Below are 23,955 nucleotides of genomic sequence, written 5' to 3'. Positions count from 1 at the left end.
TTGGAATGCGCTATCCACTTCGCGAGAAGCCAGCCATCATGTAACCTGCACGAAATTTCGCGGAGGGCCAACGTCGTCCCTCGGTAGTTGCATATGCCACGACGACGACGGGAGTGCCGATGCGTTCCGACGCCTGGTCGCCCATGGACGGTCGCCCCGCCCAGCAGGGGATGTACGACCCCCGTAACGAGCACGACGCCTGCGGCGTCGGCTTTGTGGCCACCCTCACCGGTGTGGCCAGCCATGAGCTGGTCGAGCAGGCGCTGACCGTACTGCGCAATCTCGAACACCGCGGTGCCACCGGATCCGAGCCCGACTCCGGCGACGGCGCCGGAATCCTGCTCCAGGTCCCGGACGCCTTCCTGCGCGAGGTCACGGACTTCGACCTCCCCGAGGCCGGGGCGTACGCCGTCGGCATCGCCTTCCTCCCCGCCGACGGCCCCGCACAGGCCGTCGAGCGGATCGAGGCGATCGCCGCCGAGGAGGGCCTCGAGGTCCTGGGATGGCGTGAGGTTCCCGTCACTCCCTCGCTGCTCGGCAAGGGCGCCCGCGCCACGATGCCCTCGTTCTCCCAGATCTTCGTCGCGGACGGTACGTCGACGGGCCTGGAACTTGACCGCAAGGCGTTCGTCCTGCGCAAGCGCGCCGAGCGTGAGGCCGGTGTCTACTTCCCGTCGCTCTCCGCGCGCACCATCGTCTACAAGGGCATGCTCACCACCGGGCAGCTGGAGCCGTTCTTCCCGGACCTGTCCGACCGGCGCTGCGCGACCACCGTCGCCCTCGTCCACTCGCGGTTCTCGACGAACACCTTCCCCAGCTGGCCGCTCGCCCACCCGTACCGCTTCGTCGCGCACAACGGCGAGATCAACACGGTCAAGGGCAACCGCAACTGGATGAAGGCCCGGGAGTCCCAGCTCGCCTCCGACCTGTTCGGCGCGGACAAGCTGGAGCGGATCTTCCCCGTCTGCACGCCCGACGCCTCCGACTCCGCGTCCTTCGACGAGGTCCTGGAGCTGCTGCACCTGGGCGGGCGCTCGCTGCCGCACGCCGTGCTGATGATGGTCCCCGAGGCGTGGGAGAACCACGACTCCATGGACCCGGCCCGCCGCGCGTTCTACCAGTACCACGCCACGATGATGGAGCCCTGGGACGGACCGGCCTGCGTCACCTTCACCGACGGCACCCAGGTCGGCGCCGTACTCGACCGCAACGGTCTGCGTCCCGGCCGCTACTGGGTGACGGACGACGGGCTCGTCGTGCTGTCGTCCGAGGTGGGCGTGCTGGACATCGACCCGGCGAAGGTCGTCCGCAAGGGCCGCCTGCAGCCCGGCAAGATGTTCCTCGTCGACACCGCCGAGCACCGGATCATCGAGGACGACGAGATCAAGGCCGGCCTCGCCGCCGAGGCCCCGTACCAGGAGTGGCTGGAAGCCGGCGAGATCGAGCTGGAGGACCTGCCCGAGCGTGAGCACATCGTGCACACGCACGCCTCGGTCACCCGTCGCCAGCAGACCTTCGGCTACACCGAGGAAGAGCTGCGCGTCATCCTCGCGCCGATGGCCCGCACCGGCGGCGAGCCGCTCGGCTCCATGGGCACGGACTCGCCCATCGCGGCGCTGTCCGAGCGGCCCCGGCTGCTCTTCGACTACTTCACCCAGCTCTTCGCGCAGGTCACCAACCCGCCGCTGGACGCCATCCGCGAGGAACTCGTGACCTCGCTGCGCTCCTCGCTCGGTCCCCAGGGCAACATCCTGGAGCCGACCGCCGCGACCTGCCGCAACGTCACGCTGCCGTTCCCGGTGATCGACAACGACGAGCTGGCCAAGCTCATACACATCAACGCCGACGGCGACATGCCGGGCATGACGGCCGCCACGCTGTCCGGCCTCTACCGCGTCAGCGGCGGCGGCGACGCGTTGGCCGCCCGTCTCGAGGAGATGTGCGCCGAGGCCGACGCCGCCATCGAGGCCGGCGCCCGCCTGATCGTCCTCTCCGACCGGCACTCGGACGCCGAGCACGCGCCGATCCCGTCGCTGCTGCTCACCTCCGCCGTCCACCACCACCTCATCCGAACGAAGCAGCGCACCCAGGTGGGGCTGCTCGTCGAGGCCGGCGACGTGCGCGAGGTGCACCACGTCGCGCTGCTCATCGGTTTCGGCGCCGCCGCCGTCAACCCGTACCTGGCCATGGAGTCCGTCGAGGACCTGGTCCGCGCGGGCACGTTCATCGAGGGAGCCGAGCCCGAGCAGGCCATCCGGAACCTGATCTACGCGCTGGGCAAGGGCGTCCTGAAGGTCATGTCCAAGATGGGCATCTCGACCGTCGCCTCCTACCGCGGCGCGCAGGTCTTCGAGGCCGTCGGCCTGGACGAGGCGTTCGTCGAGAAGTACTTCAACGGCACCGCGACCAAGATCGGCGGCGCCGGTCTCGACGTCATCGCCAAGGAGGTCGCCGCGCGGCACGCCAAGGCGTACCCGGCCTCCGGCATCGCCGCGTCGCACCGCGCGCTGGAGATCGGCGGCGAGTACCAGTGGCGCCGCGAGGGCGAGCCGCACCTGTTCGACCCGGAGACGGTCTTCCGCCTCCAGCACGCCACGCGCAACCGGCGTTACGACATCTTCAAGCAGTACACGGACCGCGTGAACGAGCAGTCCGAGCGGCTGATGACGCTGCGGGGCCTCTTCGGCTTCAAGAGCGGGCGCACGCCGATCCCGATCGACGAGGTCGAGCCCGCTTCCGAGATCGTCAAGCGCTTCTCCACCGGCGCCATGTCGTACGGCTCCATCTCCCAGGAGGCGCACGAGACCCTCGCCATCGCCATGAACCAGCTGGGCGGCAAGTCCAACACCGGTGAGGGCGGCGAGGACGCCGAGCGGCTGTACGACCCGGCGCGGCGCTCCAGCATCAAGCAGGTCGCCTCCGGCCGCTTCGGTGTGACGAGCGAGTACCTGGTCAACGCCGACGACATCCAGATCAAGATGGCGCAGGGCGCCAAGCCCGGCGAGGGCGGCCAGCTGCCCGGCCACAAGGTCTACCCGTGGGTCGCCAAGACGCGGCACTCGACGCCCGGCGTGGGTCTCATCTCGCCGCCGCCGCACCACGACATCTACTCCATCGAGGACCTGGCTCAGCTGATCCACGACCTCAAGAACGCCAACCCGGCCGCGCGCATCCACGTGAAGCTGGTCTCGGAGGTCGGCGTCGGCACGGTCGCCGCGGGTGTCTCCAAGGCCCACGCGGACGTCGTCCTGATCTCCGGCCACGACGGCGGTACGGGCGCTTCGCCGCTCACCTCGCTCAAGCACGCGGGCGGTCCCTGGGAGCTCGGACTCGCCGAGACCCAGCAGACGCTGCTGCTCAACGGGCTGCGCGACCGCATCGTCGTGCAGACCGACGGCCAGCTGAAGACCGGCCGCGACGTCATCATCGCCGCGCTGCTCGGCGCCGAGGAGTTCGGTTTCGCGACCGCGCCGCTCGTCGTCTCCGGCTGCGTCATGATGCGCGTCTGCCACCTCGACACCTGTCCGGTCGGCATCGCCACGCAGAACCCGGTCCTGCGCGACCGGTTCTCCGGCAAGGCCGAGTACATCGTCAACTTCTTCCAGTTCATCGCGGAGGAAGTGCGCGAGCTGCTGGCCGAGCTCGGTTTCCGTACGCTCGAAGAGGCCGTCGGCCACGCCGAGCTGCTCGACACCGACGCGGCCGTGGACCACTGGAAGGCGCAGGGTCTCGACCTGGAGCCGCTCTTCTACGTCCCCGACCTGCCGGAAGGCGCGGTGCGCCACCAGATCACGACCCAGGACCACGCGCTGGAGAAGGCGCTCGACAACGAGCTGATCAAGCTCGCCGCCGACGCCCTGGCCGTGGACAGCGCCGAGGCCGCCGGACCGGTCCGCGCGCAGGTCGCGATCCGCAACATCAACCGGACCGTGGGCACGATGCTCGGCCACGAGGTGACGAAGAAGTTCGGCGGGGCCGGTCTGCCCGACGACACCATCGACATCACCTTCACCGGCTCCGCGGGCCAGTCGTTCGGCGCGTTCGTGCCGCGCGGTGTCACGCTGCGGCTCGAAGGCGACGCGAACGACTACGTCGGCAAGGGCCTGTCGGGCGGCCGGATCATCGTCCGGCCGGACCGCGGCGCCGACCACCTCGCCGAGTACTCGACCATCGCGGGCAACACGATCGCGTACGGCGCCACCAGCGGTGAGCTCTTCCTGCGCGGCAGGACGGGCGAGCGCTTCTGCGTCCGCAACTCCGGCGCCACCGTCGTCTCGGAGGGCGTGGGCGACCACGGCTGCGAGTACATGACCGGCGGCCGCGCGGTGGTCCTGGGCGAGACCGGGCGCAACTTCGCGGCCGGCATGTCCGGCGGCGTCGCGTACGTCATCGACCTCGACCCGGACAACGTCAACTCCGGCAACGCCGGGGCGGTCGGGGCCCTCGACGACACCGACAAGCTGTGGCTGCACGATGTGGTGCGCCGTCACGAGGAGGAGACCGGGTCCACGGTCGCCTCGAAGCTGCTGGCCGAGTGGGACACCGCCGTGACCCGCTTCAGCAAGATCATCCCGTCCACGTACAAGGCAGTGCTCGCCGCCAAGGACGCCGCTGAGCTCGCCGGTCTCTCCGAGCAGGAGACCACCGAGAAGATGATGGAGGCGGCGACCAATGGCTGACCCCAAGGGCTTCCTGACCACCGGCCGCGAGGTCGCCAAGACCCGTCCCGCCGGCGAGCGCGTCAAGGACTGGAACGAGGTCTACGTTCCCGGCTCCCTGCTGCCGATCATCAGCAAGCAGGCCGGGCGCTGCATGGACTGCGGCATCCCGTTCTGTCACAACGGCTGTCCGCTCGGAAACCTCATCCCCGAGTGGAACGACTACGCCTACCGCGAGGACTGGGCGGCCGCTTCCGAGCGGCTGCACGCCACGAACAACTTCCCGGAGTTCACCGGGCGGCTGTGCCCGGCTCCCTGCGAGTCGGCGTGCGTGCTCGGCATCAACCAGCCGGCCGTCACCATCAAGAACGTCGAGGTCTCGATCATCGACAAGGCGTGGGGCAACGGCGACGTCACGCCGCAGCCGCCGGAGCGCCTGTCGGGCAAGACCGTCGCCGTCATCGGCTCCGGCCCGGCCGGTCTCGCCGCCGCCCAGCAGCTGACCCGGGCCGGCCACACGGTCGCGGTGTACGAGCGCGCCGACCGCATCGGCGGTCTGCTGCGCTACGGCATCCCCGAGTTCAAGATGGAGAAGGTGCACATCAACCGCCGCATCGAGCAGATGCGCGCGGAGGGCACCAAGTTCCGTACCGAGGTCGAGATCGGCCGCGACATCGACGCCGCGAAGCTGCGGCGCCGGTACGACGCGGTGGTCATCGCCGCCGGCGCGACGGTCTCCCGCGACCTGCCCGTCCCGGGCCGCGAGCTGAACGGCATCCACTTCGCGATGGAGTACCTGCCGCTCGCCAACAAGGTGCAGGAGGGCGACCTGACGGTCTCCCCGATCACCGCCGAGGGCAAGCACGTCGTGGTCATCGGCGGTGGCGACACCGGCGCGGACTGCGTGGGCACCGCCCACCGCCAGGGCGCGGCCTCCGTCACGCAGCTGGAGATCATGCCGAAGCCGGGCGAGGACCGTAACGCCAGCCAGCCGTGGCCGACGTTCCCGATGCTCTACAAGGTCACCTCCGCGCACGAGGAGGGCGGCGAGCGGGTCTACTCCGTCTCGACGACCCACTTCGAGGGCGACGAGGACGGCAACGTCCAGTTCCTGCACTTCGTCGAGGTGGAGTTCAAGGACGGCAAGCTGGAGCAGAAGCCGGGCACCGAGCGGAAGATCCCCGCGCAGCTGGTCACCCTCGCGATGGGCTTCACCGGCACGGACCAGGCGAACGGTCTGGTGCAGCAGTTCGGCCTGGAGCTCGACGCACGGGGTAATATCGCTCGGGACGCGCAGTACGCGACCAACGTCGACGGTGTCTTCGTCGCCGGTGACGCGGGCCGAGGCCAGTCGCTCATCGTGTGGGCGATCGCCGAGGGCCGCTCGGCGGCCCGCGGCGTGGACCGGTTCCTGACCGGGACGAGCGAACTGCCCGCCCCGGTGAAGCCGACGGACCGCGCGCTGACCGTCTGACGCACGCCCCCAGAACGTCCCGTACAACGGCGTACGGAACTGAATGCGGCGCCCGCCCTGTCCCCGACCGGACACTGGGCGGGCGCCGTTGCGTGTGCCCGCGCGCCCGCCGGGCGCCCGCGGCCCGGGGGTCCGGTGCGCTGCCGGGGCTCAGACCGCGAACGAGGTCAGCGACTGCGTCTTCATCAGGACGAGCGCGCACAGCAGCACCAGCACCCCGGCACCCGCGGCCACCTGGATCGCGGTGCGGTTCTTCCGGGGCGCGTACGCCAGGGCCAGGCTGACCAGGCCGCCGGTGAGCAGCCCGCCCAGGTGGGCCTGCCAGGAGGTGAACAGGGCCGACACGACCATCCAGATCATGAGTCCCGCGAGGAAGCGGTTGACGGCGCCCATGTCCCGGCCCAGGCGGCGGGAGATCACGTAGTACGAGGCCGAGACCCCGAAGACGGCGCCCGAGGCGCCCACGACGAGGCTGTGCGGCGCGACCAGGTAGACCAGCACCGAACCGCCGAGGGCGGACAGCAGATACAGCCCGGCGTAGCGCGCCCGGCCCAGCTGGTCCTCGACCGTCCTGCCGATGTTCCACAGACAGAACATGTTCATGACGATGTGCATGATGCCGAAGCTGCCGCCGGTCGGTGACAGGTGGAGGAAGGCGCCGGTGAGCAGCCGGTACCACTCGCCCTCCGCGACGCCGGCGACCGTCGGGACCGCGTAGGAGCCGCTCTCCGGGCCCAGCAGGCCCCAGCCGAGCATCCCGAACCGGTGGAGGACGCCGGGATTCGCCAGCTCCGTCAGGTAGGCGAGGACGTTCAGGGCGATCAGCGCGTACGTCACCACCGGCGCGGCCGCGCCGGCCACCGAGCCGCCGAAGACCGTGCGGGCACGGCGGACCGATCTGTGGCCCTCCTTCACGCAGTCGGGGCACTGATGACCGACGGCCGCCTCACGCATGCAGTCGGGACAGATGAAGCGGTCGCAGCGCGTGCAGCTCACGAACGTCTCGTACTTCGGGTGGCGGTAACACGTCGTGACAGCGGCTTCCACGGCCGACTCCTTGGACTTCTGGGCTGACGGGAGAGCCGGTGGGGGTCGGCGCCGATCAAGATAACGTACCGGCGCGTAGCGGTCCGGGGTGTCCCGTCGCCCGGCCGTCGACCCGCCGTCCACGGTGAACTCGGCCCCGGTGACGTACGACGACGTGGGCGGACGCGTCGCTGCGCTTCTTCTACTGGAGCCCGTCGTTCAGCCAGATCTACAGCGAGCTCAAGCGGCTGGAGCGAGCCGGCTTCGCGACCTCGCGCCTGATCGCCCAGGAGACCGGAACGCGCGACAAGCGCGTGTACCGGATCACCGGCACGGGCATGGACGCCGTCCGCGCCTGGGCGCGCGAGGCCCCCGTCGACCAGCCGGTGCTCAAGCACGGGCCGATGCTGCGGCTCTGGCTCGGGCACCTCCTCGAACCCGAGCAGACGCGTGACGTGCTGCGCGGGCACCGGGAGTTCGCGGAGACGATGCGCGGGCGCGCGCTGACGGACATCGAGAGCGCGAGGGACGAGGCGGCGTGGGCGTACCCCGCGCTCACCCTCAAGTGGGCCGAGCGGTACTACGCGGCCGAGTGGGACTTGGCGGACGCCATGCTGGCGGACATCGAGGAGCTGGAAGCCGAGGAGCGCGGGCGCGGCGCGCGGCCGTAGGCGGGGAGCGGCGCCGCCCCGCCGCGGTGGCGCGGCGGACCGCAGGCGTCGGCCGCGTCGATCCGCTGCACGCGGAACACCCGGCCGTCCCCGGCGGCGGTCGCGTAATCTCAGCAGCCTTGTCCCTGACGCCTGTTCACGCACCCCCCGTACGAAACGGAGAGACCCGACGTGGCGATAAGCCTCCACAAGGTCGAGGAGACCGCGCCCGCGATCGTCAGCTTCTACAAGAGTGCGGGCGTGTCCCTGCGGAAGCACGGGCTGAGCGGGGAGCGTGCCGCCGTGTACCTGGTCCTCGACTACTCGGGTTCCATGAAGCCGTACTACCGGGACGGCAGCGTGCAGGCGCTCGCGGACCGCGTCCTCGGGCTCTCGGCCAACCTGGACGACGACGGCAGCGTGCCGCTCGTCTTCTTCTCCACGGACGTCGACGCGACCACGGACATCGCCCTCGACAACCATCGCGGCCGGATCGACGAGATCGTCGCCGGGCTCGGCCACATGGGCAAGACCAGCTACCACCTGGCCATGGACGCCGTGATCGACCACTACCTCGACAGCGGATCGACGGCGCCCGCTCTGGTCGTCTTCCAGACCGACGGCGGGCCCATCAACAAGCTGGCGGCCGAGCGGTACGTCTGCAAGGCCGCGAAGCTGCCGCTGTTCTGGCAGTTCGTGGGCTTCGGCAATACGCGCAGCACGCAGTTCGACTTCCTGCGCAAGCTCGACGAACTGGCCGTCCCGGCCAGGCGTCCGATCGACAACGCGGGCTACTTCCACGCCGGGCTCGACCCGCGCGAGGTCTCCGACGCGGATCTGTACGACCGGCTGGTGGGGGAGTTCCCGGCCTGGCTGGCGGCGGCGCGGTCGCAGGGCATCGTGCGATGACGCGCAGGGTGCTGCGGGCGGCCGGCCGAGAGGCCGTGGCGTGGAAGAACGGCGGCGGGATCACCCGGGAGATCGCCGCTTCCCCCGAAGGCGTCGGGACGGCGGGCTTCGACTGGCGGATCAGTCTGGCGGAGGTCGAAGGCGACGGCCCGTTCTCGGCGTTTCCCGAGGTGGACCGGATCCTGACGATGGCCGAGGGCATGGGGATGGACCTCACGGTGGGCGGGGAGCGACGTCTCGTCGACGAGCGGTACGTCCCCCAGCAATTCCCCGGGGACGTCGCCACCGACTGCCGGCTGCTCGGCGGCCGGGTCGTGAACTTCAATGTCATGCACCGCCGGGGCCGGACGGCCGCCCGGGTCGCGTCGCTGCGCGGCGGCCTGGACGTGGCGGTCCCGCCGGGTGCGACGGTGGTGATCGTCGCCCTGGACGGAACGGCGACGTTCGACGGCGTCGAGCTCGCCCGCCACGACGCCGTGGTGACCACCGCGCCGGGCCCCCTGTTCACCCGGGGCCACGCGGCGGTCGTCACGCTGACGCCCGCCCGCTGAACCGGCTCCCGGGTCGGCGGGAGCCGGCCCGGGGGTGCGGTGGGCGGAGCGTCGGGGCTTCGTGCGGCGGACCGGCGGGGTGCTCCGCCGCCGGGTCAGCCGCGCGGTACCGATGAGTGCGTCGCGGTACTCCAGGACACCCGCATCCCGGCGACCGTGACCGTGATCTCCCCGCCGTCCTCACCGCCACCGGACTTCTCGGCCGGGCCGGTTTCCGACGCCCAGGCCGCGTGTCCGTCGGGGCGCACGAGCAGCGTCGTACGGCGGTCGCTCGTCCAGTGCGCCACGGTGAGGTCCTCCCCGTGAACGGTCCGCGCACCGCGCGGAGTGATGAGCACGAACCGCCCCGCGCGCAGCAGTTCGTACAGCCGGCCCTCCGCGAGCTCGACGTCCGGCACCCGCCTGCCGGTGAGCCGGTGGGCGCCGCGCGGAGCACCGTACGCGTACCCGATGCCGGTGATCCGGCCGACCGTCCTGCGGGTCACGGGCGGCACATGACGGACGGCCTGCGTCAGCGCACCGCGAAGAACGCGCCCGAGCGGGCCGTTGGCCATGGCCAGGCGAATGAGGGCGCCGCTGCTGCGCACCACGGCCTGCCCGACGGGGTGCCGTTCGTCGTGGTACGAGTCCAGCAGGTCGTCCGGCGCCTGCCCGTTCACCACGGCGGCCAGCTTCCAGCCGAGGTTGGCCGCGTCCTGGAGCCCGGTGTTCATGCCCTGGCCCCCGGCCGGGGAGTGCGTGTGCGCCGCGTCGCCGGCGAGCAGGACCCGGCCGACGCGGTACCGCGGCACCTGCCGTTCGTCGCTGTGGAAGCGGGAGATCCAGCGGGCGTCGTGCATGCCGAAGTCGGTGCCGAAAGCCTGGCGGGTGATCGCGCGCAGCTCGTCCAGCCCGACGGGCGCGGTGTCGGGGACCTCGCCGCGCCTGCGGTCCCAGCCGCCCACGCGCCAGTACCCGTCCCCGAACGCGATGAGGAAGCCGAACGCCGTTCCCCGGCTCTCGATCGCGGCCGTACGCTCGGGCTCCCGCGCCAGCTTGACGTCGGCCAGCACGATCGACTTGATGACCGCGTGGCCGGGGAAGGGGACGCCCAGAGCCTCGCGCACCGCGCTGCGCACCCCGTCCGCGCCCACCGCGTAGGCGGCGCGCAGCGTCGTGGTGGTGCCGTCCTCGCGCCGCACGTCGAGCGTCACGCCCGTGCCGTCCTGCCCGATCCCGGTGACCTGCGCGCCGTGCAGGAACGCGGCGCCGTTCTCCTCGGCCCGGCGCAGCAGCAGCTTCTCCACCTCGTACTGCGGGGTCACCAGCAGGCAGGGGAAGCGCGAGGGGAGTGCGGACAGGTCGGCGTCGAGCGAGCCGAAGAGCCGCAGCCGGGTGACGAGCCTGCCGGTGGACAGGAGTTCGCCGGCGAGACCGCGCGCGTCGAACTGCTCCAGGGAGCGGGCGTGCACCGCGAAGGCCCGTGTCAGGTTGCTGACGCGCGGCGGGCGGCGCTCCACCACGGTGACGGGCACACCCGCCGCGGCGAGATCGCCGGCGAGCAGCAGCCCGGTGGGGCCCGCGCCGACCACGACGACGTGGCGCTGCGAAGTGGTACCGATCGTGCCGTTCATGACGACTCCTCCTGATGCCAACGGTTGTTGGTCAACGCCTGTTGTCAATGTAGAGCGGGTGACGGGGCGCGTCAACGGCTGTGGGCCTACGGGTGTTGATGTCCGGGAAGTGCGACAGACGGTGTCCGGTATCCACGCTTGACTCGGCGGCATGAGCGACGACTGGGCGGACTGGGCGGATTTCCACGCGGAGCAACCGGAGTTCGAGCGGGCCGTGCGCCGCCGGTTCCAGCAGTACAGGCATCACGTCCTCGCGACGATCCGCAAGGACGGGTCGCCCCGGGTGACCGGACTCGAAGTGGCCTTCCTGAACGGCGGGTTGTGGCTCGGCATGATGCCGGACTCGCGCAAGGCCCGGGACCTGCGGCGCGATCCGCGCTTCGCCGTCCAGGCGAACCCCGGACCGGGCGACGACATGCGCGACGGGGACGTGCGGATCAGCGGCCGGGCGGTGGAGGTCACCGATCCCGGGGAGATCGCCCGGTTCTCCGGCGAGGTCGCGCCGCCCGAGCCGTTCCATCTGTTCCGGGTGCGGCCGACCGAGGTGGTCGCGACCTCCGTCGAGGGAGAGGAACTCGTCGTACGCGCCTGGCGCCCCGGCGGTCCGGTGCGGACGATCCGCCGGGGCAACGGAGAGGAAGCGCCCCGCGAGGATTCATGAAGCGGCGAGCACCCTGCGCCGGCACTCCGACGGCGTCCCCCACGCGTCGCGCAGCGGTCGCGCCTTGCGCAGCCAGAGGGAGAGGTCGAGCTCCTCGGTGTAGCCGACCGCCCCGTGCAGTTGCAGCGCCGTACGGGCAGCGGCGTACGCGGCCTCGCCCGCCGTGAGCTTCGCCGCCGCGATGTCGGCGGTCGTCATGGACAGCGCCGCGCCGAAGAGCAGCGGCCGGGCGAACTCAAGCCCGATCAGGGTGTCGGCCAGCCGGTGCTTGACCGCCTGGAACCCGCCGATCGCCGTGCCGAACTGGGTGCGCTGCTTGGCGTACGCCACCGTCCGCTCCAGCAGGGCGAACCCGGCGCCCAGCGCCTGCGCCGCCGTGGCGAACGCCGCCCAGTCGGCGGCGTACCCGGCGGCAGCCGTCACGGCGGGCCCCGACGCGAGCGGCTCGCCACCCGGGTCGGGCCGGTACAGCCGCCGCGCCGGGTCCGAGGACGCGTGGAGCGCGCCGTACCCGGGAGCGAGCCGCAGTTCCTCACCGCGCACGGCGAGGACGTACGTCGCCGCATCCGCGTCCAGCGCGTACGGGCTCCCCCCGGGCAGTGTGAGCGTGGCGCTCGCCCCGCCGGACGCCAGCGCCGGAAGCAGCCGCTTCGCGGGACCCGTCTCGCCGTGCTCGGCCAGGCGGGCCAGCAGCGCGGCGGCCGCGGCGGTCTCCACCACCGGGCCGGGCACGGCGTGCCGCCCGAGTTCCCCGTACGCCACGGCCAGTTCGACCGGCAGCGGACCCACCCCCTCGTACTGCTCGGGAACGGCCAGTGCGAAGACGCCCGCCGCTCCCAGGCGCTCCCACAGCGTGTTCCCGGGAACGGCGTTTCCCGCCGCCCACGCCCGTGCGGCCGAAGGCGTGTCCGCCGCCGTCAGCATCGCGTCCAGGGAACGCCCGAAAGCGGCCTGCTCACCGGTCAGCAGAAACCTCATCAGCGGCGGCCCTTCGGCAGGCCGAGCAACCGCTCGGCGACGATGTCGCGCTGGATCTCGTTCGTTCCCGCGTAGATGGGCCCGGCGAGCGAGAAGAGGTGCCCCTCCGCCCACTCGCCGTCCGCCAGCTCGGCGTCCGCGCCCAGGAGGTCGAGCGCGGTCTCGTGCAGGGCGATGTCGTACTCCGACCAGAACACCTTGTTGAGACTGGACTCCGCCCCGACGGACGCGCCCGCCGCGAAGCGCGACGCGTTGGCGTACGTGAACAGCCGGTAGGCACGCGCACCCACGACCGCGTCCGCCACCCGGTCGCGCAGCGCCGTGTCCGACGGATCCGCCGACGCGCGCCATCGCTGTACGAGCCGCTGCGCTGCGGCGACGAACCGGCCCGGGGAGCGCAGGGTCAGCCCGCGCTCGTTGCCGGTCGTGGACATCGCGATCCGCCAGCCCTGCCCCGGCTCCCCGATGACGTCCTCGTCCGGCACGAACACGTCGTCCAGGAAGATCTCCGCGAACGCAGGCCTGCCGTCGAGACGGCCGACGGGCCGGACCGTGACCCCCCGCGCCCGCAGGTCGAACATCAGGTAGGTCAGGCCGTGGTGCGGCTTCGCCGCTCCGGGGTCCGTACGGAAGATCCCGAAGGCGCGGTCCGCGAAGGCGGCCCGCGTCGACCAGGTCTTCTGTCCGGACAGCAGCCACCCCCCGTCCGTCCGTACGGCGCGGGACGTGAGGGACGCCAGGTCCGATCCCGCCCCGGGCTCGGACCACGCCTGCGCCCAGATCACCTCGCCACTCGCCATGGACGGCAGAACCCGGGCGCGCTGCTCCTGCGTGGCATGGTCGAAGAGCGTCGGAGCGAGCAGGTTGATGCCGTTCTGCGAGACCCGGCCCGGGGCGCCCGCCGCGAAGTACTCCTCCTCGAACACCAGCCACATGAAGATGTCGACGCCCCTGCCGCCGTACTCGGGCGGCCACGACACGACCGACCAGCGGTCCGCGTGCAGCCGTCCCTCCCAGGCGCGGTGCGCGGCGAACCCCTCCTCCGTCTCCAGGGAGGGGAGCGGCCGCGAGGGGACGTGCGCGGCCAGCCACGCGCGCGCCTCGGCGCGGAAGGCGTCCTCCTGCGGGGTGTGCCGGAGGTCCATCAGGAGCTCGCCTTCTTCATCGCGGAGACGTCCATCCCGCCGAGCGGGTCGGCGGCCGTCTCGGCGTTGTGGGCGTGCGCGAGGTGGTGCAGTCCGAAGACGGAGTCCATGCCGGCGTGCATGCCCTGGAGGTCCTCCGCCTGATTGACCGCCCGCTTGGTGAGCGCCAGTCCCAGGCGCGGCATGCGCGCGATCCGCAGAGCGAGCTCCTCGGTGCGCTCCGCCAGTTCCGACCGTTCCACGACCCGGTTGACCATGCCGACCTCGTACGCCCTCCGCGCGGGCATGCGGTCGCCCGTGTAGAGGAACTCCTTGGCGATCCGCGGCGGCATCACCCAGGGGTGCGCGAAGTACTCGACACCCGGGATGCCCATCCGCACCACCGGATCGGCGAAGAACGCGTCCTCGGAGGCGACGATCAGATCGCAGATCCAGGCGAGCATCAGCCCTCCCGCGACGCACGCCCCCTGGACGGACGCGACGACCGGCTTCGGCAGCTCGCGCCAGCGCCGGCACATCCCCAGGTAGACCTCCGACTCGCGCGCGAAGCGCGACTCGGCGCCCTGCTTGTCGCTGTGGTCCCACCAGAGGCCCGCTCTGCGCTCGAAGGGCAGGTGGGCGTCGCGTTCGGGCGTTCCGATGTCGTGACCGGCGCAGAAGTGGTCACCCGCCCCGGCCAGCACCACCACCTTCACCCCGGAGTCGTCGGCCGCGCGGTAGAGGGCGGCGTCCAGGGCGTAGGTCATCGCGGAGTTCTGGGCGTTGCGGTAGCGCGGGCGGTTGAGGGTGACGTACGCGAGAGGCCCGCGTCGCTCGTAGCGGACGGGAGGCTCGTGGGCGGGGGGCGTGGGCATCGGGCACATCCTTCCCTAACAAGTGTTTGGTAGGTTAACGTACGGCCATGAGCAGCGTCGAGGAGTCCCGCGCCCCAGGCCCCGCGTACGTTCCCGGGCACGGCCTGCTGGGCGGCCGTACCGCTGTCGTCACCGCCGCCGCCGGGGCCGGCATCGGCGGCGCCACGGCGCGCCGGTTCCTCGAAGAGGGAGCCCGCGTCCTCCTCGGCGACGCGCACGCCCGCCGCCTGAAGCAGACCGAGGAGGCCCTCGCCGACGAGTTCGGCGCCGGGAACGTCGACTCCCTGCTGTGCGATGTCACCCAGGAAGCACAGGTGCGCGCCCTCTTCGATCTCGCCGTACGGGAACACGGCGGCCTGGACATCGTCTTCAACAACGCCGGACTCGGCGGCACGGCCGAACTTGTCGACATGAGCGACGACCAGTGGACCCAGGTCCTCGACGTCACGCTGAACGGGACCTTCCGCTGCACCCGCGCGGCCCTGCGCGCCATGCGGGCGGGCGGCCGGGGCGGCGTCGTCGTCAACAACGCCTCCGTCGTCGGCTGGCGCGCCCAGGCGGGCCAGGCCCACTACGCCGCCGCCAAGGCCGGCGTCATGGCGCTCACCCGCTGCGCGGCCGTCGAGGCGGCGGCGTACGGCGTGCGCGTGAACGCCGTCGCGCCGAGCCTCGCCATGCATCCGCACCTGGTGAAGGTGACCTCCGCCGAGCTGCTCGCGGAACTCACCGAACGTGAGGCGTTCGGACGCCACGCCGAGCCGTGGGAGGTCGCGAACGTCGTCGTCTTCCTGGCGAGCGGCTACTCCTCGTACATGACCGGCGAGACGGTCTCCGTCAGCAGCCGGCGTGCCTAGACGGATCGCGCCCGGGCGGACAATGGCAGCGTGCCCCCATCGAAGAAGAACCAGGTGACCGCCTCGCCCGAGCGGCGCCGCGAACTCCTCGGCACGGCAGCCGAGGTGTTCGCCGCCCAGGGCTACAACGCCACGACCGTCCGCAAGATCGCGGATGCCGCCGGCATGCTCGCCGGCAGCCTCTACTACCACTTCGATTCCAAGGAATCGATGCTCGACGAGATCCTCTCCACCTTCCTCGACGAGCTGTGGGAGGGGTACGACGCCGTGCTCGCCGCCGGACTCGGACCGAGGGAGACCATCGAAGCGCTCGTCACCGAGTCCTTCCGGGAGATCGACCGGCACCGCGCCGCCGTCGCGATCTACCAGAAGGAGTCCAGGCACCTGTCCGCACAGCCCCGCTTCCAGTACCTCGCCGACTCCCAGCGGAAGTTCGAGAAGGCATGGCTCGGGACGCTGGAGCGCGGGGTGAAGGCGCGTGTCTTCCGAGCCGACCTCGACGTCCGGCTCACCTACCGCTTCGTCCGCGACACCGTCTGGGTCGCCGCGTCCTGGTACCGGCCGGGCGGCCTGCACAGCCCCGAGGAGATCGCCCGCCAGTACCTGTCGATGGTCCTGGACGGCATCGCTCTGCGTACGTGAACCGCTTGTCGGACGTTCGTCATCGAAGGAGCAGCAGCCATGGCCGAGGCCTACATCGTCGAAGCGGTACGCACCCCCGTCGGCCGGCGCGGCGGAGGGCTCGCGGCCGCCCACCCCGCCGACCTGGGAGCGCACGTTCTGCGGGCCCTCGTCACGCGATCCGGAATCGACCCGTCGGCGGTCGAGGACGTCGTGTTCGGCTGCCTGGACACGGTGGGCCCGCAGGCCGGCGACATCGCCCGTACGGCGTGGCTCGCGGCGGGGCTGCCCGAGGAGGTGCCCGGCGTCACCGTCGACCGCCAGTGCGGCTCCTCGCAGCAGGCGGTGCACTTCGCCGCCCAGGGCGTGCTGTCGGGCACACAGGACCTGGTGGTCGCCGGGGGCGTCCAGAACATGACGCAGGTCCCGATCGCCTTCGCGTCCCGGCGGGCGGCGGAACCCCTCGGTCTCACGGAGGGCCCGTTCGCGGGCTCACGGGGCTGGCGCGCGCGGTACGGCTCGCTGCCGGTCGACCAGTTCCACGGCGCACAGCTGATCGCCGAGAAGTGGGGCATCTCGCGGCGCGACATGGAGGAGTACGCGCTCCTCTCGCACCGGCGGGCGGTGCGCGCGATCGACGAGGGCCGCTTCGAGCGCGAGACGGTGGCGTACGGGAACGTCACGGTCGACGAGGGACCCCGCCGGGACACCACGCCGGCGAAGATGGCGGCGCTGAAGCCGGTCGTCGAGGGCGGCACGATCACGGCGGCCTGTTCGTCCCAGGTCTCGGACGGCGCGGCGGCGATGCTGATCGCCTCCGAACGGGCGGTCGCGGAACACGGGCTCACCCCGCGCGCCCGCGTCCACCACCTGTCCGTGCGCGGCGAGGACCCGATCCGCATGCTGTCCGCGCCCGTCCCCGCGACGGCGTACGCGCTCAAGAAGGCGGGCATGACGATCGACGACATCGACCTGGTCGAGATCAACGAGGCGTTCGCCCCGGTCGTGCTGGCGTGGCTGAAGGAGACGGGCGCCGACCCCGCCCGGGTGAACGTCAACGGCGGCGCCATCGCCCTGGGGCACCCGCTGGGGGCCACCGGCGTCAAGCTCATGACCACGCTGCTGCACGAACTGGAGCGGTCTGGAGGCCGGTTCGGCCTCCAGACGATGTGCGAGGGCGGCGGCCAGGCGAACGTCACGATCATCGAACGCGTGTGAGGTGGCGGGCGGGGGCCGTCACCCGTACGGCGATCTTCTCGCCTGTCAGGGGTGGTGCTCCGGCGGCATCGTGTTAGGGTGGACGAGTTGCAGTTTTGGTACCCATAAACATTATGTGCGCCTGACGGGAATGCTTCCTCAGGCGCATTTTGTTTTCCGGTTCTCCGGATGGGGCTCATTGCGGCGACGTGGAATCCGTGAAGTGCGGATTTCCGGATCTGCCCCAGTTTTTTAGGAGAATGACATGGCTACTGGAACCGTGAAGTGGTTCAACTCGGAAAAGGGCTTCGGCTTCATCGAGCAGGACGGCGGCGGCGCTGACGTCTTCGCCCACTACTCCAACATCGCCACCCAGGGCTTCCGTGAGCTCCAGGAGGGCCAGAAGGTCTCCTTCGACGTCACGCAGGGCCAGAAGGGCCCGCAGGCGGAGAACATCGTCCCGGCCTAATTCGCCGACGCGATACCTCGCCAGCCGGGGCCCGCACCGAGAAGGTGCGGGCCCCGGCTTGTGCTTGTTCCCAGGAAGGCAAAACCTGAATGACCCGCTCCGAACGCCCCGCCGCCACCACCCGCTCCGCGCGCCCCGCCCGTGCCCGTTCCGCGCAGGGCGCTCGCGGCAAGGCCCCCGCGAAGGGCCCCGCCCGCCGGGCCACGCCCGTGCAGGGTGAATTCGCGATGCCGGAGACCATCACTCCGGCACTGCCGCCCGTCGAGACCTTCGCCGCTCTCGACATGCCCGCGGCCCTGCTCAAGACCCTGGCGGCACAGGGTGTGACCGAGCCCTTCCCCATTCAGGGCGCGACCCTGCCGAACTCGCTCGCCGGCCGCGACATCCTCGGCCGCGGCCGGACCGGATCCGGCAAGACCCTCGCGTTCGGCCTCGCGCTGCTGGCCCGCACAGCGGGCCGCCGCTCCGAGCCGCGCGCACCGCTCGCGCTGGTCCTGGTGCCCACCCGCGAGCTGGCGCAGCAGGTCACCGACGCGCTCACCCCGTACGCCACGGCTGTGAACCTGCGCATGGCCACCGTCGTCGGCGGCATGTCGATCACCAAGCAGGCGAACACGCTGCGCCGCGGCGCGGAGGTGCTCGTCGCCACCCCCGGCCGGCTCAAGGACCTCATCGAGCGCGGTGACGCCGAGCTCGGCCAGGTGTCGATCACCGTCCTCGACGAGGCCGACCAGATGGCCGACATGGGATTCCTTCCGCAGGTCACGGGGCTGCTGAAGCAGGTCGAGCCGGACGGGCAGCGGATGCTCTTCTCCGCGACGCTCGACCGCAACGTCGACCGGCTCGTCCGCATGTTCCTGACCGACCCGGTGGTCCACTCCGTCGACCCGTCGGCGGGCGCGGTGACGACGATGGAGCACCACGTGCTGTACGTCGCCGACGAGACCGACAAGAAGGCCGTGGCCACGCGCATCGCGGCCCGCGACGGCCGGGTGATCCTCTTCGTGGACACCAAGCGCGCGGCGGACCGTTTCGCCAAGCGGCTGCTCGCCAGCGGTGTGTACGCGGCGGCGCTGCACGGCGGCCGTTCGCAGCCGCAGCGCAACCGGACGCTCGACCAGTTCAAGAACGGCCAGGTCACCGCGCTGGTGGCGACCAATGTGGCGGCCCGTGGCATTCACGTCGACGACCTCGACCTGGTGGTGAACGTCGACCCGCCGACCGACCACAAGGACTACCTGCACCGGGGCGGCCGTACCGCCCGCGCGGGCGAGTCCGGCAGCGTCGTCACGCTGGTGCTGCCCGACGAGAAGCGCGAGATGACGCAGCTGATGTCGGCCGCCGGCATCGTGCCGCAGACCGCGCGGGTCAAGTCCAGCGACGACGAGCTGACCCGGATCACCGGTGCGCGCGAGCCCTCGGGCGTCGCCATCGTGATCGAGGTCCCGCAGCAGCAGCAGGCGTCCGCGAAGCCGAAGCGGCGTCCGCAGAGCGGTGGCGGGCGCGGTGCGGGCGCGGGACGCGGCGGAGCCGGTGGCGGCACGGGCGGCGGCGCCCGTGCGCAGGCCGGTGGCCGTGCGCAGGGCGAGCGCGCCCAGAGCGGTGCGGGCGGCGGCTCCGTAACCGGTGGCCGTGGTGGCCGCGGCGCCGGTGCGCGGGCGCAGGGCGCCGGTCGCGCCGCCGCGTCCGGTGAGCGTGCGCAGGGCGGCCGCAGGCGCGGTGGCCGGGGTTCGGGCGGCGGCCGGAGCGCCGCCGCCTGACGCGGGCGGCGGCCGAGTGCCGCCGCGTCGGCGTGACCGCGGGGGGAGCCGGCAGGACCGGCGCCCCCCCTAGCGCTGCAGCAGCGCTGCCCGGAGCCTGACGAGGGTGCGGAGGTCGAGGCCCAGGCCCTGGGTGAGGTAACGGTCCAGGCCGCCGTACTGCGCCTCCACCTCCGCCAGCGCCGACTCCAGGTAGTCCAGCCGTACTTCCTGCAGCGGAATCAGCAGATCCGGGTTCTGCATGAGCCCGGACTGCTTCAGCCCCTCGCGCACCGTGGCGTCGTGCGCCGCGCGGTACGCGTTCGACGCCAGGTAGTCCCGCTCCCCTGTGCGCGACGGTACGCCGAGCGCTCGCAGCGGCACGTAACTCGTCCAGCCCGTACGGTCCTTGCCCGACGTGCAGTGGTACAGCAGGGGCGAGCGGCGGTCGCTGTCCGCGATGTCGCGCAGTGTCTCGGCGAACCGCGCGCGGTTCTCCGGGCTCGTGACGAACGTGCGGTAGACGTCCCGCATGAACGCCTCGGCCCTGCCGCCCCCGAGCATCTCCTCCTGTCTCACCGGGTCCCGGGACCCGATGGCAGTGAGCAGCCGCGCGTACAGGCCGTTGTCGGTGACCGGGCGGGACGTGGGGGCGAGGTCGGGGGGAAGCCGGTCCGGGCCGTCGTACTGGACCTCGACCGGGACCCTGAAGTCGACGACCTTCGCCAGGCCGAGCCGGCCGAGGACGGTGACGTCGGCGTCGCTCAGTTTGCTGAGCGCGTCGGCGCGGTAGACCTGCCCGTAACGGACCGTCTTCCCGTCGTACGTACGGTATCCGCCCAGGTCGCGGACGTTGACCGCACCCTGCAGCGGTATCCGGCGGATCGTTTCGCTGGAGGTGGCGGCGGCCGGGGCGGCCGACGCGGTGACCGACGCCGGCGCGGCGGAGGCCGGGACCGGCGGGCAGCCGAGTGCGAGGACGGAGACGGCCGCTGCAGCCGTAAGGCCGAGCCGGGTTCGGGCAGGGTTCATCTGACAACTCCCGTGGGAAGGACCGGATCACCCTGGTGTCGGCAGGGTGCGGAGCGCTGCCGTGCGGGGTGCCCGGAGTCGTCCGAGGGTTTCGTCCGCTTCCGCCATGACACGTGCCACCAGCTCCGCGCAGGAGGGCAGGTCGTCGATCAGGCCCGCCACCTGCCCGGACGCCATCACGCCCAGATCGGTGCGGCCCTCCACCATGGAGGCCCGGAGCAGCATCGGAGTGTTCGCGGCGAGCAGGACCTGACCCCAGGTCAGGTCCTTGCCGTGCCGCATCGCCAGACCCTCGCGGACCATCGCGGGCCACCCCAGCCCGGAGATCCGCCGGAAGCCCGCCGCCCGGCGCACCGCCCGTGCCAGCGCCCGTACGCGGCCGGCGTGTTCGAGGGAGCCGACGAGGTCCGTGCGGAGCATGCGGTGCGGCAGGCCGTCGACGGCCGTCGTGACCGTGACATCCCTGACGCCCGCCGCAAGATACAGGGCCTTGACCCGGTCCGGGACCGTCGAGTCGGAGGTGAGCAGGAAGCGCGTGCCCATGCCGATCCCGGCCGCGCCGTACGCCAGCGCGGCGACCAGGCCGCGGCCGTCGTAGAAGCCGCCCGCCGCGATCACGGGGATGTCCACCGCGTCGACGACCTGGGGAAGCAGGACGGTGGTCGCCACCTCACCCGTGTGTCCGCCTCCCTCGCCGCCCTGCACCATGACGGCGTCCGCCCCCCAGGCCGCCACCTTCTCGGCGTGCCGGCGCGCGCCGACGGACGGGACGACGATCACACCCGCGTCCTTCAGTTCGGCGATCAGGTCCCTGGAGGGGGCGAGCGCGAAGGAGGCGACCTTCACGCCCTCCTCGACGATGATCCGTACGCGGGTCCGCGCGTCGCCCGCGTCGGCCCGCAGATTGACGCCGAAGGGGGCGTCCGTACGGGACTTGACCTCGCGTACGGCGCCGCGGAGTTGGTCGGTGGTCATCGTCGCGGAGGCCAGGATGCCGAGCGCGCCCGCGCGGGCGGACGCGGTGACGAGGCGGGGGCCCGCGACCCAGCCCATGCCGGTCTGCACGATCGGGTACCTGACACCGGTGAGTGCGGTGAGCGCCGTCTCCATCAGGGTCCGACCTCCTTGTCGCGCAGGCCGTCCGGGTCGATGACCTCGCGGATCAGGCGCAGTTCCCCGGCGGAGGGCTCGCGCGTGTACGGCACGTCGGCGGGGACGGTGAGAGCGAATCCCGTGGCCTGCCGGACCTGGGCCGGGGTGACGCCGGGATGCAGGGAGGCGAGGCGCATCGAGCGGTCGGGCGTCTCGAAGTCGAGGACGCACAGGTCGGTGACGACGCGCGGGATGCGGTGGTAGCGGGTGGCGCTCGGGCCGGCGGCGGCCGCGCTGTCGTAACCGACGCCCGACACCATGTCGACCTTGTCGACGAAGACGCGGGGGGAGTGCCTGGGGACCCAGTAACTCGTCGGGTTGTTCACCGTGTTGACGGGCGCGCCGCGTACGCCGAGGAGCTGGCGGGAGGGCCGGTGCCAGTCGCCGACGCAGGAGATGTTCTGGTTGCCGAACCGGTCGAGCTGGCTCGCGCCCATCATGACGTGCCGCCTGCCGCCGGTGACCACGGCGAGGTGCCGGCGGTACGGAAGCCAGCCCTCCGGCGTGCCGTCCGGGCCGACCAGCAGGGCCTCGCCGTCGGTCAGGAGCAGGTCGGGGGAGAAGGTGCGCCGGGCGAGGCGGGCGCCGATGCGGGGGATCGTGCCCATGGGGCTCGCGAGTACCTCTCCGTTGCCGCGCCACGCCTCGGCGCAGGCGACGACGCAGTACTCGGCGCGGGTGGGGCCCGCGGCGGCCGCGCTCACCTCCCCTCCTCGTGCCAGGTCCGTACGGCGCACTGGTAGGTCCTCTCGTCGCCGGACAGGAAGCGCGCGGCGAAGCGCGGCCACGGCGTGGTCGCGTACAGCCGCTGGAACGCCTCGTCCCGCCCGTAGTCGGGGGAGCAGGAGGTGAAGTGCGCGCCGTTCGGCGTCTCGATCACGCCGGTGACGTACTGGCGCTGGACGAGGAGGCTCTGCACAGGCGCCTCCTTCGTCAGCTCCGCCGTTTCGACCACCTGCTCGCAGGAGACGTACGCCGTGTCGGCCGCCTCGCAGAACAGGTCGTCGAAGTACGGGTCGGGACCGAGGTACTGGCCGTTGCCGTGCCGGTCCGCGCGGTTCAGATGGACCAGTGCGGCGTCCAGGCGCAGGGCCGGCACGGCGACGAGTTCCTCCCCGTCGGCGTACGGCGAAGTGACCGTACGCAGCTCCGGGTTGACCCGCATCACGTCGGAGCCGATGCCCGCGCGGACGGGCAGGAAGGGAAGCCGGTGGGCGGCCGCGCGCAGTCCCCACATGAACATCGCCTCGTCGATCTCGGTGAGCTCGAAGGCGCCGTTCTGGCGGGCCGTACGGAAGTGCGGCTCCAGGGGGATCGAGTCGAGGGTGACGAAGGCGGTGACCAGCCTGCGGATCCTGCCCGCGGCGGCGAGGAGGCCGACGTCGGGCCCGCCGTACGAGACGACGGTGAGATCGCTGACCGCGGAACGCAGCAGTGCGCGCACGAGCGCCATCGGCTTGCGGCGCGAACCCCAGCCGCCGATGCCCACGGTCATGCCGCTGCGCAGTCGTGCGACGGCCTCGTCGGGCGTCATCGTCTTGTCGGTCACGGCCGTCCGCCCTCCTCGCCGGGGGCTCCGCCGCTCCCGCTGCCGCCGGGTGCGCTGCCGAAGGCGCCCCGCACGCGGTCCGCGACACCGCTGAGACCGGCCTCGAAGGTGAAGCCCTGCTCGAAGCGGTAGCTGCGGCGTACGTCGACCGGGTCGATGCCGTTGATCGCGGCCTTGGCGAGCCGGAGCAGACCGCCGTCCTTGCGGGCGATCTCGCGCGCCAGGCCGAGGGCCTCGCCGAGCAGAAGGGCGCGCGGCACGACCTTCCAGACCGAGCCGTGGCCGTGGAGTTCGGCGGCGGTGACCGTGCGGGAGGTGTAGTACAGCGCGCGCATCAGATGCTGCGGTACGAGACGGGCGAGGTGGGTGGCGGCCCCGAGCGCGCCCCGGTCCAGCTCCGGCAGGCCGAAGGTCGCGTCGTCGGCCGCGACGATCGCGTCGGCGTTGCCCACCAGGCCGATGCCGCCGCCGAGGCAGTGCCCGCCGACGGCCGCGACGACGGGCACCTCGCACTCGTACACGGCGGCGAACGCCTCGGCGCAGCCGCGGTTCGCGCCGATGAGGGAGGTGTGCCCGGGGTCGCGCTGCAACTCCTTGATGTCGACGCCGGCGTTGAAGCCGCGCCCCTCGGCCGCGAGCACGACGCAGCGCACGCCGGGGTCGCGGCCGGCGGCGCGGACGGCGTCGGCGAGGGCGTACCAGCCCCGCACGGGCAGCGCGTTGACGGGTGGGAAGTCGACGGTGACGACGGCGATGCCCTTGTCCGGACCGTTCGGCCCTTCGGGGCTTGCGGTGGAGACACCCATGAGCGGATCAGCTACCT

At 71.9% G+C, this 23,955-nt stretch carries 21 protein-coding genes; 11 read left to right on the top strand and 10 right to left on the bottom strand.

The genetic code is table 11. The annotated features are described in order from the left end of the window. Positions 1-119 precede the first annotated feature (119 nt). Positions 120-4,679, top strand: a complete 4,560-nt coding sequence (gene gltB / locus AC07FK_RS06115; protein ID WP_479103003.1) for a glutamate synthase large subunit — start codon at positions 120-122, stop codon at positions 4,677-4,679. Beyond that, entirely contained in the window at positions 4,672-6,132 is a 1,461-nt protein-coding gene (locus AC07FK_RS06110) for a glutamate synthase subunit beta (RefSeq protein ID WP_479103001.1), read from the top strand. Before gltB ends, AC07FK_RS06110 begins: the two co-directional genes overlap by 8 nt. A 150-nt stretch (positions 6,133-6,282) precedes the next feature. Here AC07FK_RS06110 and AC07FK_RS06105 read toward each other — a convergent pair whose 3' ends face one another. After that, positions 6,283-7,179: a rhomboid family intramembrane serine protease gene (locus tag AC07FK_RS06105; RefSeq protein WP_479102999.1), complete on the bottom strand. Its 897-nt coding sequence runs from the start codon at positions 7,177-7,179 to the stop codon at positions 6,283-6,285. Positions 7,180-7,349: 170 nt separating this feature from the next. On the opposite strand from AC07FK_RS06105, the gene AC07FK_RS06100 reads away from it, so the two are divergent. From AC07FK_RS06100 to AC07FK_RS06090, 3 genes are all read left to right on the top strand, one after another. Continuing rightward, entirely contained in the window at positions 7,350-7,829 is a 480-nt protein-coding gene (locus AC07FK_RS06100; protein WP_479103912.1) for a PadR family transcriptional regulator, read from the top strand. Positions 7,830-8,000: 171 nt separating this feature from the next. After that, positions 8,001-8,717, top strand: a complete 717-nt coding sequence (locus AC07FK_RS06095; protein WP_479102997.1) for a VWA domain-containing protein — start codon at positions 8,001-8,003, stop codon at positions 8,715-8,717. Continuing rightward, positions 8,714-9,268, top strand: a complete 555-nt coding sequence (locus tag AC07FK_RS06090) for a HutD/Ves family protein (protein ID WP_479102995.1) — start codon at positions 8,714-8,716, stop codon at positions 9,266-9,268. The genes AC07FK_RS06095 and AC07FK_RS06090 overlap by 4 nt, the downstream gene beginning before the upstream one ends. A 95-nt stretch (positions 9,269-9,363) precedes the next feature. Here AC07FK_RS06090 and AC07FK_RS06085 read toward each other — a convergent pair whose 3' ends face one another. Further along, on the bottom strand, positions 9,364-10,881 hold the full coding sequence (locus AC07FK_RS06085) for an FAD-dependent monooxygenase (RefSeq protein WP_479102993.1): 1,518 nt from the start codon (positions 10,879-10,881) through the stop codon (positions 9,364-9,366). Positions 10,882-11,032: 151 nt separating this feature from the next. Between AC07FK_RS06085 and AC07FK_RS06080 the strand changes: the two genes are divergently transcribed. Further along, entirely contained in the window at positions 11,033-11,542 is a 510-nt protein-coding gene (locus tag AC07FK_RS06080) for a pyridoxamine 5'-phosphate oxidase family protein (protein ID WP_479102991.1), read from the top strand. On the opposite strand, the gene AC07FK_RS06075 is transcribed toward AC07FK_RS06080, so the two are convergent. The 3 genes from AC07FK_RS06075 to AC07FK_RS06065 are packed head-to-tail and all read right to left on the bottom strand — an operon-like array spanning position 11,537 to position 14,519. Continuing rightward, positions 11,537-12,520, bottom strand: a complete 984-nt coding sequence (locus AC07FK_RS06075; protein ID WP_479102989.1) for an acyl-CoA dehydrogenase family protein — start codon at positions 12,518-12,520, stop codon at positions 11,537-11,539. The genes AC07FK_RS06080 and AC07FK_RS06075 overlap by 6 nt on opposite strands. Next, positions 12,520-13,665, bottom strand: coding sequence for an acyl-CoA dehydrogenase family protein (locus AC07FK_RS06070; protein WP_479102987.1), 1,146 nt, complete (start codon positions 13,663-13,665; stop codon positions 12,520-12,522). Before AC07FK_RS06070 ends, AC07FK_RS06075 begins: the two co-directional genes overlap by 1 nt. Then, entirely contained in the window at positions 13,665-14,519 is an 855-nt protein-coding gene (locus AC07FK_RS06065; protein WP_479102985.1) for an enoyl-CoA hydratase, read from the bottom strand. Before AC07FK_RS06065 ends, AC07FK_RS06070 begins: the two co-directional genes overlap by 1 nt. 47 nt (positions 14,520-14,566) lie before the next feature. Between AC07FK_RS06065 and AC07FK_RS06060 the strand changes: the two genes are divergently transcribed. From AC07FK_RS06060 to AC07FK_RS06040, 5 genes are all read left to right on the top strand, one after another. Continuing rightward, positions 14,567-15,373: an SDR family oxidoreductase gene (locus tag AC07FK_RS06060; protein WP_479102983.1), complete on the top strand. Its 807-nt coding sequence runs from the start codon at positions 14,567-14,569 to the stop codon at positions 15,371-15,373. Between the two features lie 30 nt (positions 15,374-15,403). Continuing rightward, positions 15,404-16,015, top strand: coding sequence for a TetR/AcrR family transcriptional regulator (locus tag AC07FK_RS06055; RefSeq protein ID WP_479102981.1), 612 nt, complete (start codon positions 15,404-15,406; stop codon positions 16,013-16,015). A gap of 39 nt (positions 16,016-16,054) precedes the next feature. Next, positions 16,055-17,212, top strand: coding sequence for an acetyl-CoA C-acetyltransferase (locus AC07FK_RS06050; protein WP_479102979.1), 1,158 nt, complete (start codon positions 16,055-16,057; stop codon positions 17,210-17,212). A 244-nt stretch (positions 17,213-17,456) separates the two neighbouring features. After that, positions 17,457-17,660, top strand: coding sequence for a cold-shock protein (locus AC07FK_RS06045; RefSeq protein WP_015607926.1), 204 nt, complete (start codon positions 17,457-17,459; stop codon positions 17,658-17,660). Between the two features lie 89 nt (positions 17,661-17,749). Then, positions 17,750-19,420 carry a DEAD/DEAH box helicase gene (locus tag AC07FK_RS06040; RefSeq protein WP_479102977.1) on the top strand — a complete coding sequence of 557 codons (1,671 nt, stop codon included), beginning with the start codon at positions 17,750-17,752 and terminating at the stop codon, positions 19,418-19,420. 69 nt (positions 19,421-19,489) lie between these two features. Here AC07FK_RS06040 and AC07FK_RS06035 read toward each other — a convergent pair whose 3' ends face one another. From AC07FK_RS06035 to AC07FK_RS06015, 5 genes are read right to left on the bottom strand one after another with little or no spacing between them, the layout of a single operon-like run. After that, a complete protein-coding gene (locus AC07FK_RS06035) occupies positions 19,490-20,431 on the bottom strand; it encodes a tyrosine-protein phosphatase (protein ID WP_479102976.1) in 942 nt (313 codons plus the stop codon). A gap of 27 nt (positions 20,432-20,458) precedes the next feature. Then, positions 20,459-21,541 (bottom strand): NAD(P)H-dependent flavin oxidoreductase, encoded by a 1,083-nt coding sequence (locus tag AC07FK_RS06030; RefSeq protein ID WP_479102974.1) that lies wholly within the window; start codon positions 21,539-21,541, stop codon positions 20,459-20,461. Next, a complete protein-coding gene (locus AC07FK_RS06025) occupies positions 21,541-22,287 on the bottom strand; it encodes a CoA-transferase subunit beta (RefSeq protein ID WP_479102972.1) in 747 nt (248 codons plus the stop codon). The genes AC07FK_RS06030 and AC07FK_RS06025 overlap by 1 nt, the downstream gene beginning before the upstream one ends. Beyond that, complete coding sequence (locus AC07FK_RS06020) at positions 22,284-23,132, bottom strand: CoA transferase subunit A (RefSeq protein WP_479102970.1); 849 nt, start codon at positions 23,130-23,132, stop codon at positions 22,284-22,286. The genes AC07FK_RS06025 and AC07FK_RS06020 overlap by 4 nt, the downstream gene beginning before the upstream one ends. Continuing rightward, on the bottom strand, positions 23,129-23,938 hold the full coding sequence (locus tag AC07FK_RS06015) for an enoyl-CoA hydratase family protein (RefSeq protein ID WP_479102968.1): 810 nt from the start codon (positions 23,936-23,938) through the stop codon (positions 23,129-23,131). Before AC07FK_RS06015 ends, AC07FK_RS06020 begins: the two co-directional genes overlap by 4 nt. Between the last annotated feature and the right edge of the window lie 17 nt (positions 23,939-23,955).

The sequence above is a fragment of the Streptomyces sp. NPDC046122 genome (genome assembly GCF_056429965.1).
The sequence above is the reverse complement of the archived record's forward strand: the minus strand, read 5'-3'. Positions and strand labels throughout refer to the sequence as shown.